This is a genomic window from Thalassomonas sp. RHCl1 (assembly GCF_947387555.1).
GTDB lineage: Bacteria > Pseudomonadota > Gammaproteobacteria > Enterobacterales > Alteromonadaceae > Thalassomonas.
The window spans coordinates 18170-33607 of the sequence record NZ_CANDNZ010000013.1 but is presented as its reverse complement, the minus strand read 5'-3'; the positions used below and the strand labels follow the sequence as shown (position 1 = coordinate 33607).

At 47.9% G+C, this 15438-nt stretch carries 11 protein-coding genes; 3 read left to right on the top strand and 8 right to left on the bottom strand.

Annotation, left to right across the window (positions count from 1 at the left end):
* Nucleotides 1–350: 350 nt before the first annotated feature.
* Nucleotides 351–1997, top strand: coding sequence for an MBL fold metallo-hydrolase (locus tag QL234_RS25700; RefSeq protein ID WP_281560620.1), 1647 nt, complete (start codon nucleotides 351–353; stop codon nucleotides 1995–1997).
* 331 nt (nucleotides 1998–2328) lie between these two features.
* Nucleotides 2329–2676 carry a hypothetical protein gene (locus tag QL234_RS25695; protein ID WP_281560619.1) on the top strand — a complete coding sequence of 116 codons (348 nt, stop codon included), beginning with the start codon at nucleotides 2329–2331 and terminating at the stop codon, nucleotides 2674–2676.
* Nucleotides 2677–2873: 197 nt separating this feature from the next.
* On the opposite strand, the gene QL234_RS25690 is transcribed toward QL234_RS25695, so the two are convergent.
* From QL234_RS25690 to QL234_RS25665, 6 genes are all read right to left on the bottom strand, one after another.
* On the bottom strand, nucleotides 2874–4163 hold the full coding sequence (locus QL234_RS25690) for a HAMP domain-containing sensor histidine kinase (RefSeq protein ID WP_281560618.1): 1290 nt from the start codon (nucleotides 4161–4163) through the stop codon (nucleotides 2874–2876).
* Nucleotides 4153–4830, bottom strand: coding sequence for a response regulator transcription factor (locus QL234_RS25685; protein ID WP_281560617.1), 678 nt, complete (start codon nucleotides 4828–4830; stop codon nucleotides 4153–4155). Before QL234_RS25685 ends, QL234_RS25690 begins: the two co-directional genes overlap by 11 nt.
* A 30-nt stretch (nucleotides 4831–4860) precedes the next feature.
* Nucleotides 4861–7977: an efflux RND transporter permease subunit gene (locus QL234_RS25680; RefSeq protein ID WP_281560616.1), complete on the bottom strand. Its 3117-nt coding sequence runs from the start codon at nucleotides 7975–7977 to the stop codon at nucleotides 4861–4863.
* Nucleotides 7974–9227: an efflux RND transporter periplasmic adaptor subunit gene (locus QL234_RS25675; protein ID WP_281560615.1), complete on the bottom strand. Its 1254-nt coding sequence runs from the start codon at nucleotides 9225–9227 to the stop codon at nucleotides 7974–7976. Before QL234_RS25675 ends, QL234_RS25680 begins: the two co-directional genes overlap by 4 nt.
* Before the next feature lie 9 nt (nucleotides 9228–9236).
* Entirely contained in the window at nucleotides 9237–10625 is a 1389-nt protein-coding gene (locus QL234_RS25670; protein WP_281560614.1) for a TolC family protein, read from the bottom strand.
* Between the two features lie 236 nt (nucleotides 10626–10861).
* Nucleotides 10862–12505, bottom strand: a complete 1644-nt coding sequence (locus QL234_RS25665) for an amidohydrolase family protein (protein WP_281560613.1) — start codon at nucleotides 12503–12505, stop codon at nucleotides 10862–10864.
* Nucleotides 12506–12618: 113 nt separating this feature from the next.
* Between QL234_RS25665 and QL234_RS25660 the strand changes: the two genes are divergently transcribed.
* A complete protein-coding gene (locus QL234_RS25660) occupies nucleotides 12619–13518 on the top strand; it encodes a LysR family transcriptional regulator (protein WP_281560612.1) in 900 nt (299 codons plus the stop codon).
* Nucleotides 13519–13549: 31 nt separating this feature from the next.
* Here QL234_RS25660 and QL234_RS25655 read toward each other — a convergent pair whose 3' ends face one another.
* Nucleotides 13550–14290, bottom strand: a complete 741-nt coding sequence (locus QL234_RS25655) for a cupin domain-containing protein (RefSeq protein WP_281560611.1) — start codon at nucleotides 14288–14290, stop codon at nucleotides 13550–13552.
* 256 nt (nucleotides 14291–14546) lie between these two features.
* A complete protein-coding gene (locus QL234_RS25650) occupies nucleotides 14547–15314 on the bottom strand; it encodes an SDR family oxidoreductase (RefSeq protein ID WP_281560610.1) in 768 nt (255 codons plus the stop codon).
* Nucleotides 15315–15438 lie beyond the last annotated feature (124 nt).

The following is a 15438-nucleotide window of genomic DNA, read 5'->3' as shown; positions in this document are numbered from 1 at the left end:
ACTTCGCAGAAATTGCAAGCAATAGCAAAAGCATCTTCTGTAAATATGAACCTCGCGACAGGTACCATGTGAACACAACCTGGCTTCAGTAAAACCAAGTTTACTATGTGCAAAGCCACTTTTAGCAGCAACTCGTCCAGCCTTTAAATCTTTCAATACTTTTATCTCATCCCATTAAAACAGCAAGAAATATCAAAAAAAAGCGCCGGCCACTACTTACAATGCGCAACTCAAAGACAAACGATGGCTAGCCCCCTTTAATCTATTAATTAATAAGGGAAATATCAGATGTTTGCTGGCTATTGTCTGTTAATAAACAACAAATCATAAATGAGAAGGGACTAATCACTATGTTACCCAAATACCAAACAAGCTTCATCGCCGCGGCCGTATGCACCAGCCTATTGGCGGGTTGTGATGGCAGCGACAATAACAATACAACTAACGGAGTTACAGACACCACAACCCCCTATGAGTCAATGCTAACCGCATTGGGAGGTGAACAAGCGATAACTTCGGCTGCCCAGTTAAGTTTTAACGTAGCAGGCACGGCGTATGAATTTCAGGAGCAACCTGAGCCTGTTGCCAATCTGATGGCCCGGTTTAGCTATGATGTGGTCGCAGCGCTTGATGGCAGTCAATTACGGCAAGAGTGGCAAATTGATGCTGTTGGCGTCATTGAGGTCGAGATGTCGTTTACCGAAGTCATAGACGGCAGCCAAGGCGTGGTAATTGGCGGTCCCAACAGCTTTAGCGCCTATGCGCTTGGTCCGTTCGGCGTGCCTACAGAGCCAATGAATTCTGCCAAACTGGCCACCCGGCAAAAAACCTGGTTTATGTCTTCTCCTTTAGCCATTGCCGGCGCCATCATAGAGCAAAAAAATGACGGCGCCAATGTTATCGACAATGAAGCTAGCCGGGCAAACAATACCCTTATCGCCGAATTCCGGGGGCAAGAGGTGAGCTTGTTGCTGGATGAAGAAACCCATTTGCCGAAATCTGCCCAAACCCTTGAATTTGATCCCTTGCTCGGTGATGTCGTTTATCAAGTGGAATATGCGAACTGGCAGCCTTCGGGGAGCTCTTTTTACCCGATGAATATTACCCATACACTTGACGGTAATCTTATTCGAGAAGAAACCCTTAGTGGCGTGCAAATGGCTGAGTTAACAGCGGATAATTTTGACTTTACCGACATCACCCCGAGCACCAGAGACACGGAAGCTGAACATAGCGGTTATATTTCTTCACAATTTTATCTGCGTGGCATGATGATGGGCTTCCCGTTCGACGGCATCGATGAAACCCAAGTACATAGTAACTTTATCGACAGTGAAAACAAAGTATTACGTGTGATGGGCACAGGGCATTATAGCTATGCCTTTTTAATTGATGATCGGGTGTATATATTTGATGCCTCGTTAAATAATGCCCGCCAGCAGGTGGTACTTACCGAAGTGCAAGCGCAGTTTCCCGGCAAAGAAATTGCGGGGGTAATCCTCAGCCATAACCACTATGATCACAGCGGCGGCTGGCGCGGGGCATTGGCGCAAGGGGGTGATCTTTTGGTTGGCGCAGGCTCTGAAGAATTTTATCAGCAGTTACTGACAAAACCGCATACCCTGCAACCAAATCCTTTGGCACAAAGAGAGGCGGTTCAGGTTATCCCGGTGGACGGAAAACTGATCTTAGGAGAAGGTACTGAAACATTGGAAATTTATTCGGTTGCACAGGAAGGCCATGCTGAAGAGGATGATATGCTGATTTTATATCGTCCGGATGACAAGACCCTGATTTATGCCGATTTGTATAGCAGTGGCGCCAACATGCTGCAAACACTCTACCCTGAGGTGGCTTCTACCTATAAAAAGCGTGCGCAATTACTGATAGATTTTGTTGAACTACATAATCTGGATGTGGTCACCATAGCGCCCACGCATGCCATTGACAACAATGACACCAGCTATGACTCAGTGAAAGCCGCGGCGGCATTTTAACAGCAGAAGTGAATGGCTAAGGCAGTTAGCTGCTGCCTTAGTGTGCTCTTTTTCGTTTCATTAATGTAATGCAAGAAAAAGAGCCCGATACATTGCTAAATCTGTTCTGTAAATAACGATAATCATGGACATCCACAAATTAGAAATGCCGTAAGCGTCAATTTTCAGCTCTCGCCAGTTTATGAGTGTCCGGACCTACTTGTTATCTGCTATTGCTTTTTACATAAAATCTGTCAAGAAAGTCTAATGCGATTGATGTAGCAGCATTCTTATAATAAGATAATTTTGACGGATAAAGAACCACCAAAATCATTTAAAAAAGGAATTTAAAATGAAGAAATCTTTGTTATTTTTTACGGCACTATTAACTGTTAACTTTACTTCTTACGCAGATCCTGTCACTTGCTATTCATCTGCTAGAGCCGTCATATCCAATTCGACTCTTGTTACTAAGTTATGCTCCGGTGCTGAAAATAATGAGCCGTTGCATTGCTATTTAAATGTTCCATCATCAATAAGTACAAACACGACAGGAAAGGTTAATATTTGCATGGGAGCGAAGAGTGAAGATGAATGGCGGCAAAGATTCACCTGTATGGATGATGCTCGTGCAAGTACAACCTTAAATTCCACACTAAGGCCCATGTTATGTAATCAAATTTACATGACAACTTATTAATGTTTAGATCTTCGTCATGTTTGCAGCATGACGAAGCCTAAAACCCTTTAAATAAGAAAAGCCGACAATATGAGCAGTGCGATTTCCCATTAAGATATATTGCTTCGCAGTGTATGCTTCAATCTAGTAGCTTATGTTATAGCCACTGAAATCTGTATAGCTTAGAAGTCCTGAGGTGAACAATTTGCAAATTAACTTTACTCACCTCGATCTTTTTCAGAGCAAAAATCAATTTCTATCACAAAGGTGTCGCTTGCCGCTGGTATTTCCAGCTGCCAGCCATATAAGCCGGTTAAGTTTTTGATCAGTTTCAGCCCTAAACCAAAACCTAAGTCATTGGCTCCAGCTTCACCGTTGTTACCAATGTCTGTGTTTATGCTATTGACCACTTTGACTTGAGTGCCTGACTGCACAATGGCCACTTTACCTTCATAGGTGTGCTGAAAAGCGTTGCGGATCTGGTTCATGATCACTACCCGGGCCGGGGTCAGGGCCAGATCGAGTTCCAGCGTTTGTGTCTGTATATCTAATTTTATGTCCCTGCCCTGGATCAGATACTTCAGATCATCGCAGGTATCTTGCACCAAGTGGGCTAGGTCGACTTTTTCCAAGGGAATATCGCCGGTTTCATTCTGGCTTAACCATAAAAAAGTTTCGGTTAATTCGGTCATGGTTTTGACCGCTTCATCAATTCTGCCGACAACTTGTTGTGGTCGGCTGTCAAGCTCGCTCAACAAACGTTTAAGCAAGTCGATATTACTTCGGCATACCGCAATCGGCGTACGCAATTCATGACTGGCGTGTTGTAAAAATTCCTGCTCTTTCACCAAAACTTGCCTGTGCTTGGCTATGCTGGTTGCCAGGGTTTTTGAGATTTCATTTAATTCGCTATATTTGTATTTGGGAGAGCTGGTGACATCATTTTTTTGGGCGATTTCCAATGCCCATTGTCTCAAGCGCTCTATCGGCCGCACCATAGTATTAAGCACCAGGTATAACAACAGGGCGACACTTACCGCTACCAGCGAGCCGCTAATCAGTCCCCACCAGTACATTCTTAATTCCAAACCGGCAATGGCAAAGCCGCTATGACTGCGATCGAGTTTTTTGGCGACATAAAGCTGCTTATTGACGGCATTTTCTGTTTTTAGCACGAAATAAACGGCGGGGGGCGATTTAAATCTTTTATGCCTTACCGCTTTTCGGGTCATCTGTCCGCTTTCCCGGGGCCAGCGTTTCATGGTGGTTAAAAACACTTCGGGCAACAAATCCTTTGAAGGGCAAACAATGATGCCTGAGGTATTGGTGCAAGTATTGTTCAGGTGCGGGGCCGCCACGGCCGCTTCCGACAACAGGGTGTTCATGGTGGAATGAACGCCGCTGCGATAAAACTTTACCGTCAGCTTAAACACCAGCAAGGCTATTACCAGGCCGACTATGATGCTGGCAGCCAAAAAGTAAAGTTTGAGGTTCGCTCTAATCTTCATCCGGTTCTCTTATCACATAACCCATAGCAGGAATGGTATGCAGCAGGGCCTCATCAGCCTCTTTATCTTTGATCTCTTTGCGCAGGTTATGGATATGCACCTTTAAGCTGCTTAATTCCGGGATATTGTCTCCCCAAACCTGTTCCATCAGGCTGCTTCTTTCTACCGGCGACGGGCTGGCTTTCATTAAACAGCTGAGCAATTTAAAACTTAAAGGAGACAGCTTTAACACCTGACCGTCCCTTTTGACAATATGGCCGTTGATGTCTATTTCCAAACCGGCCACCCGGTAGCGGGTGGCCTGACTGCTTACCCTGCCCGACAAGGCTTTCACCCTGGCAACCAATTCATCCATGGCAAAGGGTTTGACCAGGTAATCGTCGGCGCCCATGTCAAAACCGGTTAATTTTTCTTCCAGACGTCCTTTGGCGGTGAGCATAATAATTGGGATCTTATTGCCCTGCTGTCGCAGCTGTTTACAGACCTCATAACCGCTCAGTTTCGGCAGGTTAATGTCCAGCACCAGTACCTGGTAGTGATTGGCAGCAAGCAGGTTAAGAGCTGCGACACCATTGTCTATGTGATCGCACACGACCTGCTCCAGCTCAAAATAATCGACTATGCCCGCCGCCAGGTTCTTGTCATCTTCAACCAAAAGTATCTTCATAAGGCTATTTTCATAAGGCTATAGAAACCATTAATTTAGTTGCAGTTGAGCATTTTTTTGCCCGCCTTGCAAAAATCCCGTTAATTTTTCCGCCAGCAAATAATTCACCGGCACTAAAAACAGGGTAATAAAGGTGGCAAACAAAATGCCGAAACCGAGCGATACCGCCATAGGGATCATAAACTGGGCCTGGGTGGATTGCTCGAACAGCAAAGGCATTAAACCGATAAAGGTGGTTAAACTGGTGAGCATCACCGGCCGGAAACGGGCAGCACCTGCAGTTAATACCGCCTCCATTAAGCCCTTTTGCCCGTCTCGCTTCTTGTTGATGAAATCAACCAGCACCAGGGAGTCATTTACCACTACGCCAATCAAGGCCAGCATACCCAACAGGCTCATGATGGTTAATTCCATGCCCATCAGCCAATGACCGGCAACACTGCCGATCATGCCAAAGGGAATAACACTCATGACGATCAGCGGTTGAGTGTAAGATTTAAAGGGAATGGCGAGTAAGCCGTAAATGACGAACAGCACCAGTAATAACGCCCACGACAGGGAGCCCATGGATTCCCGCTGCTCTTTCATTTCCCCTTCCAGGGTAAAGGTCACCCCGGGGTATTTCGCCAGAATCTCGTGCAGGCTCTGCTGCAAGTCCCGCTGGAAAACCGTCATGTTGACCTTGTCTTTTTCGATATCTGCGGTCACGTTTACCGTGCGGTAACGGTCGATGCGGCGGATAGTGGACGGACTCTTGCCGGGAATGAGTTTGGCGACATGGGATAAAGGCACCAGGTGGCCGTCGCTTGTCTGGATCAGCAGGGATTTAAGCTCGGTCATGGATTGTCTTTCCTCAAGCGGCAGGCGCACTATCACCCTGACATCATCCCGGCCACGTTGGATCCGCTGCACGTCCACACCGAAATAGGCGCTTCTTACCTGGCGTGAAACTTCCAGCCGGGTCAACCCCAGGGCCTTGCCGCTGCTGGTAAGCTCTATCTGTAATTCTTCCTTGCCGTCGGAAAGGGAGTCGGTGACGTCAAATACCGACTCGAATGCGTTCAAATAATCTTTCACGGCTGTGGAAGCAGCATCCAGACGTTCCAGCGAGGTCGCCGAGAGCTGTATATCAATAGGATCCGATGAGCGCCCTATTTCGGCCCGGTAACTCAAGGCCTCGGCGCCGGGCACCGGCCCTATCAAACGCCGCCATTCCTGCACTAATTGCCGGGAGGAGACTTCTATTTTCCTGTCCTGGGGCGGGGTTAATTCAATGCGTACACCGCCGAGATGCGACACCCCGCTCCGCCCGCCGGTAAAGGCAAGCACGTTTTGCACTACGCTTTGACCGCTGGTTTTATCGGTATATTTCTCTCTCAGTAATTCGGCTTTATCCGCCATATCGACAATGACTTTATTGGTGACATCAAAAGGTGTACCTGTGGGCATGGTTACATTCAACCTGATGGTTTCACTGGGAATACGCGGGAAAAAGATAAATTTGGTCCAGCCGGAAGCGATCAGCGCCACCATAATGGCAAAGATGCAGATAAAGGCACTGACTACCGTCATTTTATGGTTTAATGCCAGCTTAAGCGCCGGTTGATAATATTTTAAAATCGCCCGCTCAAAACCGTCGGCAAAGTTTTGCTGGAAACGTTCGAACCGGCCGGGGGCACTCTTTTCAACCCTTAGCTTTAAATATTTAAGGTGGGCGGGTAAAACAAATTTAGACTCTATCAAAGAGAACAATAATACCGGGATCACTACGATCGGGATTTGCTGGAACAGGTTGCTCCTCGCCCCTTCAATAAAGGCCAGCGGTAAAAAGGCCGCTACTGTGGTCAAAATGCCGAAGGTAACCGGGGTGGCGACTTCCCGGGTGCCGTTAATGGCCGCCAACTCTCCAGACTTGGCGGTTTTCAAATGGCTGTAGACATTCTCCCCGGTCACTATGGCATCGTCCACTACTATGCCCAGCACCAGGATAAAACCGAACAGACTTAAAATATTAATGGTGGCGCCAAATAAAGGCATGGCCAGGAAGGCCCCCATAAAGGATACCGGAATACCGATAAACACCCACAGGGCGATTGAAGGACGCAAGAACAGGGTTAACAGCGCCAATACCAGTATGCCCCCCTGAATGGCATTGGTGGTTAAAATTGCCAATCGGTCCTTGACGATTTGCGAGTCGTCATCCCAATAACTAAGCTTGTAGCCGCCGGGCAAACCCGCCTGTTTGCTCTGGATATAATTCCTGACTTTTTCCGCCACTCCAATAGCGCTTTGCTGGCCGATGCGGTAAACGTCGATAAACACCGCGGGCTCGCCGTTAAAGCGGGTACGCACGGGGTTTTCTTCGAAAGCATCGCGGATTTCGGCGATATCTTTAAGCAGCACAAAAGAGCCGTCATTGTTCTGCCGGATCACTATGCCGGTAAAGTCATCCTTGCGGTAGCCCTGCCCCTGGGAGCGGATCAGGATATCTCCCCCCTGCGTTCTCAGGTTTCCGGAAGAAACATCGACACTGGTGCGGTTGATAATGGCGGCCACTTCATCCAGGGTGATGCCGTACTGGCGCAGTTTGTCGCGGGAGACTTCAATGGCGATTTCATAATCCCGGGTGCCGCTCAGCTCCAGTTGGGTGATCCCGGGAATACGCAGCAAGTCGTCCCGAACCTGTTCGGCAAATTCCCGGGTTTCTTTTTCCGGATGGATACTGGAAACCGTCACCGCTATCACTTCACGTATCCTTTGCGCCAGGGCGACCACAGGTTTTTCGGCGTCGGCGGGAAAGGTATTGATGGCATCCACCCGGCTTTTGACATCCGAGAGCAACTCCCTGGGATCATAGCCGGTTTCGGCATACACGGAAACCGAGGCGCTGCCCTCGGAAGAGTTACTGACGATTTTGTCTATGCCTTCAAGATCCTGCACCGCCTCTTCAATTCTTATTGCCACTCCCTGTTCGACATCTTCCGGGGTTGCGCCCCTTAAGCTGACGGAAATGCTGATGCGATCCGACTCGGTGGAGGGGAACACTTCCACCGGGATTTTACTGCTCAGGGAAAAGAGGCCGGCGATCACTATGCATATCATCAACAAATTCGCGGCGACGTGATTTTTGGTAAACCAGGCAATCATGACTTGGCTCCCCCGGCGGCGGCTATCGACTGCTGTTTGTCTTTATTTTTGCCTTTGCCCCTGTCTTTACCGGGGCGTTTATTCGGCGAGCCGCCGGCATTGATCACATTCACCCGGGTGCCCGAACTGACCATGCCCAGCGGCGTGGAAACTAATATGCTTGTTGCCGACAAACCCCGGTCGATAATGGCCAGGGTTTCGTTTTGCCAGCGGATATCAATGTCGGTGCGCTTTAAGGCCTCATTGACCAGGGTATAGACATAACTTTCCTGGTAGATGGTATTTTTGTCTATCACTATGGCATCGGTTAACAACTTGCCGAAAATGGTGGCGTTAACATACTGGCCAATTTTTACCGGCGACTGGTCTTTGCTGATGCTGAAGGGATCTTTAATTTCGGCGACCACATAAAGCTGCTGGGAGTTTTGGTCTATCGCCCCTTCGGTCCTGACAACTTGTCCCTGCCATGTCTGTGTTTGGTACAGGTCCGAAGTAAAATGAACCCGAATGTTTTGCTGCGAATAGCTGCCTTGACGAAATTCTTCCGGCAGGTCCAGCAAAGGCAAATCTTCATTATTTACCGGCAGGCGCACTTCCACCACATCCGTGGCGTATATTTCCCCGAGCAGGCTATTGCCGGCAATTACCTGGCCGATATCCACCTGTTTGGACAATACCCGGCCGTTATATGGGGCCTTAATTTCGGTGCGCTCCAGTGCAAGCAATGCCTTGTTAAGCTCTGCCCGGGCCGCCCCCAGGTTGGCTTTGGCATAGGCCAGTTGGGGTTTGCGCATGGCCAGTTCGTCGGGTTTTTCATCTTTGCGCAATCGTAGCCAGTCTTCCAATGCCTGTGTTCCCCTGGCCTGCTCTTCCTTCAGGGCAAGATCGGCAGCGGCAAGTGCTGCCCTGGCGATATCAACATTTGCCCGGTAATCCCGGGGATCAACCGTTAATAGCCGTTCGCCTTTATTAAAAAAGCCGCCTTCGCGGAACTTGTCGGAAAGATAAACTACCTCTCCCGACACCTGACTGATCAGGCTGGTGCGGGTTTTAGGCTGTACCACACCGTAACTGGCAAGTTTCACCTGAAAATCCCGGGGGGCGATCTTTGCTGCCGCCACGTTCATTTTGTTTTCCTGCCCGCGGCTGCGACCCTCGGACTTTGGGGGATTGTTGATAATGGCCATCACGGCCGCGCTGGCAGTGAGTATAAGCAGCGCCGGAATAATGATTTTATTAAGTTTTTTCATATCCATCTTTTATCTCTGGGGCTTGAGTTTAGCGTCAGCAGTCAGGGGAAGTTGGTTACCGCCGAGGGCAAGCATCAGCTCTATCCGGTTGCTTGCCAGCTGGGTTTTTAACTGGATGACACTACTTTGTGCTTCCAGCGAGCGCTGCTGGGACACCAATACCGTGGCATAACTGACCAGGCCTTTCTGATACTGCTCAAAGGACAGGGTTTCTGCTTCAATGGCATTAAATTCAGCTTCAAGCGCCGTGGTTAAGGTTTTTTTGGTGCTGGCATCTAAGGTCAGGGCATTTTCAACAGCGGTAAAGGCATCATAAATTTCAGCGACATAAGCCTGCTCTGCCTGCCTTAATTGCAGCCGGGCAATGTCTTCATTGGCCTTTAAACGTCCGGCATTGAAAACCGGGGCGGTGATCCCCCCAAGCACTGACCAGGCCAGGGAAGAAGCGTCCAGCAGGTTCTCGACTTTTGGGGCCGACTGGCCGATTGAGGCTGAAATATTCAGGCTGGGAAACCTTTGCTTATGGCTAAAGGCCAGATTGGCATCCGATGCCAACAGCGATAGCCAGGCAGATTGAATAGAAGGCTTTTGCGCAATTAAATCGGAAGGGATCACCTGGCGGATTTCTTCCAGCCACATGGGGATCTCCCGGCTGAAATTAACCAGGCCGCTGGGATATTGCCCCATTAAACGCTCGAATGTCCGGGTGGCGGTGATAACTACACTTTCCTGGGTGGCCACTCTCGATTGTTCGCTGGTATATTCATTGCGGGTAAGATAAACGTCCAGGGCTTCATTGAGGCCAAGCCTGTGTCCGCGCTCGACGATCAACAAGTTATTTTTCGCAGCCTCGCGGCGGTTTTCATACAAATGCAGCAGCTGTTTTGCCTGGATGATTTCCAGGTAAGACTTGATCACCTCTGCCGCCAGGGTTTGTTTGGCCTGGATAAATGCCTGCTCTGCAGCCAGATAGCTTAATGTGGCATTTTTTTCTGCGGCGGATAATTTGCCCCACAAGTCAATTTCATAAGCAATATCAAAAGAGAGGCCGCTTTCGTTGCTAAACGTGCCGTTGTCGCTTTTTCGCCGCTGGCTAGTCAGGCCGGCGGTAATTTGCGGCCATAGTTCACTTTGCGCCACTGAGATATTGAGCTTGTCCGCCGCCAGTGCATAAGCCTGTTGTTTAAGTTGCTGGTTGTGCTGTAAAGCAAAATCCACCAGCTCACCGAGACTCTGGTGACCTTGATTATCGCCGCTTGTGGGGATTTCAGACCAGGCGGAGGGCAAGGTAATATTGAGTTTATTGTCCGGATCAAAGTTGCCGGGCTTATCCGTGGCAGAACAGGCCGACAGGGCGATGGCCAGCACAAGTACCGATATTTTTTTAGGAAATGTCAAAACAACCCGCCATATTAGTTTTATTGGCGGCTAGCTTAACAAATAGCCGGTTAATAAACGGTTATCAAAAACCTTGCGGCAATCGCTTTCACTATCTTTTTATACTTGCTTGGCAAAGCTATTGATATCCGTTGAGGTCACTGCAGCATAAGTGGCTAACACCAGGCTTGTCCCTGGTGCTAACGATATTTTGTCTTGTGATCAGGGCCGTCAAATCACGCTGATATTGTTGACTGCTATAGTTCGGCCGAGCATTCCACTTCAACCTTGGCATTTAGTGCCAGGCCGGAAGTGGCAAAGGCGCTGCGTGCCGGTAACGACTGGAAAAATGGTTTATAGGCTTTATTGGCTGCCGGCCAATCTTTGATATCTGCCAGCATTAGGGTACATTTGACAATGTCGTTGTAGCCGAGATCATATTCTTGCAGCACCGCACCTATGTTTTTCATTGCCTGTGTCATTTGGCTGCCAATATCTTCCCCTGCCAGGGTCATGGTAGAGGGGAAGTTACCAATTTGTCCCGAAAGCCACAACATGCCGGCGGCGGGTTTAGCGCTGACAAAAGGTAATTCTTTACTGTCTCCCCGGTGAATAAACTCTCCATTTTTAATGACATGGGCAATGTCTAAGGCATGCTTGATATTATCGCTCGGGTCTTTATTTAAAATAACTAAGTTGGCGGCATAATTTGCTTTCACCTGGCCGTGGCTGCTTTCTATGCCTATCACCTGTGCGCCTATGGTGGTTGCCGACTGTATCGCCTCAAGCGGAGTCAGGCCGATATCATCGACCAATAGCTGCATTTCTTTTTGTACCAGGGGGTAATCAAGCTGGTATTGATCGCTGGTGCCGTCGGTACCGGTGGCAATTTTTATTTTGTGCTCATGGGCCAAGCGGGTGAATACTTTAGCCCATTGGTACATTAACTCCCCCCGCTTCCCCCGCTGCGCTTTGGACATTTCAAATACCGTGAGGGTTGGGTCAAAAAGTGTGCCCTGCGCTTTCATTTGTACCATTAACTCTTGATAACGTTCCAGCTCGAAAGACTCTTTTTTCTGGGCTTCGGTGATATGTTTGTCTTGCCTGCGCAGCTGATAAAAGTTGTCAACAACATGGGAAGAAATATCCGGCGCATGGGAGATGGTTTCTACACCGCCTTTTATGGCATCCGCTGGCCGTGCCGGGCCGACAAAGGCATGTGACCATACTTTTAAGCCATGCTTTTTGGCTGCCGTCTGTAATTTGCCCATCATGGCCGGGGGGACTTTGGCATAAATTTTAATGCCGGTTGCCCCCGTTCCCCGGGCCTTTAACATCACTTGGTCGAGGTCGGTTGTTTCATCAACGGCGCGCATCCAGTCTACGGCTCCGGGGGTCTCCCCTTTCGCTGAAGCTATGGTTCTGGGATCTGAGAAAAACTCCTCGCCCGCGATAATCACCGAATAGTAAATATCCGGAGATTGAATGAGATCGTTGTCTGCACGGCGTTTTAGCGAGCTTAAAGCACGGGTATCGCCGCCCATGTCGCGAACCGAGGTGACACCGCCGCGCAATAAATTTCTCAAGCGGGTGCGTGTTATTTTATCATTGTCCCAGTCATCGGGAGAGGTGGCGTGATGAACATGGGTGTCGATTAATCCCGGCATGGCATATTTGTCTGTCATGTCAATGGCGATGACATTGTTACCTGGGAGCGGGCTCTTTGATGCTAAAATCGCCTTAATTTTATCGTCTTCTATTAATATGGTTTTCGACTTGTCGATAGTCAGTGTTTCTACATTGATAATATTAATGTTTTTCAATGCTATGGTTTTACTTGTTGCAGCAAAACTTAAACACGCAGTGGTTAATAATAAGGTTAAGCAACGTTTGCTATTCATGAAAAAGAGTCCTTGCTTGAGCTTTGGCAAACAGTTTGCACAGAACAGTTATGGTTTTAAAGCGCACTTAAGTTTATAGTCTGTGAACTTTTAGTAGATAGTTGGGCTGATTGATGAATAAGTTTGACGCTATGCGTGCCTTCTGTTTTGTTGCCGAGCGGGGGAGTTTTGCTTCGGCTGCTGATGAAATGGCGGTATCCGCTACTATGATCAGCCGATACGTTAAGCAGCTTGAGCAATCCCTGGGCTGTTTGCTGCTTAAAAGAAATACCCGCAAGGTGTACTTAACGGATGCCGGTAATCAATATTTGCAGCAAATCCGTCCCTTATTACACAAAATCAACCAGGTCGAGCAACAAGTGTCTGAACTTGCACATGAGCCTGCGGGTAAGCTGACCATTTCCGCCAGCATAGAGTTTGGTGGCTTGTATCTGGCGCCTTTGATTGATTTATACCGGGAGAAGTTTCCCCGGGTAGCGCTGGAATTTACCTTAAGCAATACCCCGGTGGATTTATTTGATAGTGGTGTTGATTTGGTATTCCGGGTCGCCCCCGCTCTGCCTAATGCCAGTCATATCGCTCAGGTTGTGTGTACATCCAGGCTGTCATTATGGGCCAGTCCGGCTTATTTGGCCCGTTACGGCATGCCGGAAAAACCGGAAGATTTACACCAGCATAAATTACTGTTTTTTAAGCATAGTATTCGTAAAGAGCAATGGTTGTTTGTTGTTGAAGGTGAGCAAAAGGCCATTAAGTTTCATTGGGACTGGATGTCTGATAACGGCCGTTTATTAAATGAAGCTGCGGCACATGATATGGGCATAATTCAAGCACCGAGTTATTCTGTTGCCCCCTGGGTGGAAAAGGGCCTGCTGGTGGAAGTTATACCAACATATAGCATTAAACCTTTAACGATATCAGCGATTTACCCTCATAGATATGACTTGTCGAATCGAGTGAAGACTTTTGTTGAATTGGCAAAAGGTTATTTTAAGGATAATCCTGTCCCTTAAGCGGACAAGAAGAATCTTGAATGCCTGTTGTTTATGTTTCAGCTCTCAGGTGTCCGAATTTGAAATAGTAGGTTGAGTTTTTCAGCGCCGTTAATTTTATCGGTGAATTCATGGGTAAACGCAGCCAGCTACCGGTATTGAGAATTTGATTACCATCACTGATGGCACCGTCCAAAACCAAAAGCTCAACGCCTAATATTGTCCATGCCTCGGGAAGCGAACAATTCTCTTTCACATTGATGATTTCGACACGTTCATAGTCGTTAAATAAAGTTTTAAGGTTGTAATGAAGTTTTGATTCATCTGGCCTTTTTTCATTAAGCTTGATGACGATACGTTCGTTATCTGTTATTTCAAATTGTTGAAGCTTAACAAAAATCATGCAGCCCTCCCGGCTAAAGGGTTTATGGCTGGAACCGGGGGGATTCCTGACATAAGTACCGGCGGGGTAGTCGCCGTATTCGTCTGAAAATGTGCCCGAAAGCACCAGGAATTCTTCCCCTTTAGGATGGGCATGGGGTTCGAAGTAGCTGCCGGGCTCATAGGAAACTATGCTGGTTGCCCGGGTTGTTTTTTCGCCGCCTTTTCTTTCTAACAGCAGCCTTTTCACCCCTTTCGCGGGGGAAGGCTGCCATTGAGCTTCACTGGTTTGAACGGTTGCCGGTAACCCCAGATCATGATTTAACACCAGATCGGTGGAGGCTTGTTGGGGCAAGGTTAAGCTTTGACTTTTGTCGTAGAGTTCCTGCCAGTAGGATGTTTTGTCCAACATAAGAGTCACCTGAGAATACAATCCTCTTTATAAAATAGTTAATTTGTCTGCCAAGCAAACAGACACTGTAAGATTAAAACGCTTTGCAGAAGTCTTGTATATATTTTATGGTCTGTTTAAATGCTTTTTTGCATCGTCTTTACCCGTAACGGGTGTGAAAGCGAGTCTAACCGGCTTTAGGCTTTGGAGCTAATGCAAAAACCTGCATTGCTAGCGGGTTAGACTGCTACTTTCAAACAACGGCGATTGCCGATGATTAGTTACGCCCTGCCATTACACCGCCATCGACATTGAGTACCGTACCTGTGATCCAGCTTGCTTTTTCAGAAAGTAAAAATTCAATGGCATCGGCGACATCTTCAGTGGTGCCAATTCGGCCGATGGGATGAAACTCGTTAAACCCTTGCAGCTGCTGCTTAATTTCGGCTTCCGGAATAAACGACTTATAAATGGAAGAAAGCACAACCGCCGGCGCCACCGCGTTTGCTCTGATGCCGTCGTCAGCAAGTTCCATGGCCAGGTGTTGTGTCAGCGAATGCAAGGCGGCTTTTTGCATTGAGTAGGCGGAAGATGGTGTCGCCTTCACAGCTTGGTGCGCCCACATTGAACCTATATTGACGATAGAGCCGCCCTGGTGCTGCTTCATGTTTTTAACTACTGCCTGGGTAATAAAGAAAAAGGATTTATTGATATCCATTTGCAGATCATAATCTTGTGCGCTGTGTTCAACAAAGCTTACCGGTTTGAAGAATCCGGCGGCATTGACCAGGTAGTTGATATGGCGGGTTTCCGATTCAATTTGCCTAATAAAGTTGCCAACGGCTGCCTGGTCGTACAGATCGACTTTTGCCGTTTCCACCCTGCCGCCGGTTTCGCTTTCCAGCTCAGCCTTGGCTGCTGCCAGTGTGCTGTCCTGATGGGAAAGGATCAACACGGTATTGCCGGTTTTTAACAATCTTTTTGCTGTTTCTTTGCCCATACCCGATGAACCGCCGACGATTAGTGCAATTGTTTCTTGTGACATAATTTTCTCCTGATAGATCTTAAATTAACTACCTACCGATAGGTAATTTGTGGTTGTAATTTATCCCCATCTGTTTTCACTGTCAATAAAAAACCTATCACTAGGTAGGTTTGTATCCGTTCGA

Coding starts and splice junctions, on each gene's coding strand:
- QL234_RS25650 (WP_281560610.1), bottom strand. CDS start 15,314: ATGTCACAAGAAACAATTGCACTAATCGTCGGCGGTTCATCGGGTATG.
- QL234_RS25695 (WP_281560619.1), top strand. CDS start 2,329: ATGAAGAAATCTTTGTTATTTTTTACGGCACTATTAACTGTTAACTTT.
- QL234_RS25675 (WP_281560615.1), bottom strand. CDS start 9,227: ATGAAAAAACTTAATAAAATCATTATTCCGGCGCTGCTTATACTCACT.
- QL234_RS25700 (WP_281560620.1), top strand. CDS start 351: ATGTTACCCAAATACCAAACAAGCTTCATCGCCGCGGCCGTATGCACC.
- QL234_RS25655 (WP_281560611.1), bottom strand. CDS start 14,290: ATGTTGGACAAAACATCCTACTGGCAGGAACTCTACGACAAAAGTCAA.
- QL234_RS25680 (WP_281560616.1), bottom strand. CDS start 7,977: ATGATTGCCTGGTTTACCAAAAATCACGTCGCCGCGAATTTGTTGATG.
- QL234_RS25665 (WP_281560613.1), bottom strand. CDS start 12,505: ATGAATAGCAAACGTTGCTTAACCTTATTATTAACCACTGCGTGTTTA.
- QL234_RS25690 (WP_281560618.1), bottom strand. CDS start 4,163: ATGAAGATTAGAGCGAACCTCAAACTTTACTTTTTGGCTGCCAGCATC.
- QL234_RS25660 (WP_281560612.1), top strand. CDS start 12,619: ATGAATAAGTTTGACGCTATGCGTGCCTTCTGTTTTGTTGCCGAGCGG.
- QL234_RS25685 (WP_281560617.1), bottom strand. CDS start 4,830: ATGAAGATACTTTTGGTTGAAGATGACAAGAACCTGGCGGCGGGCATA.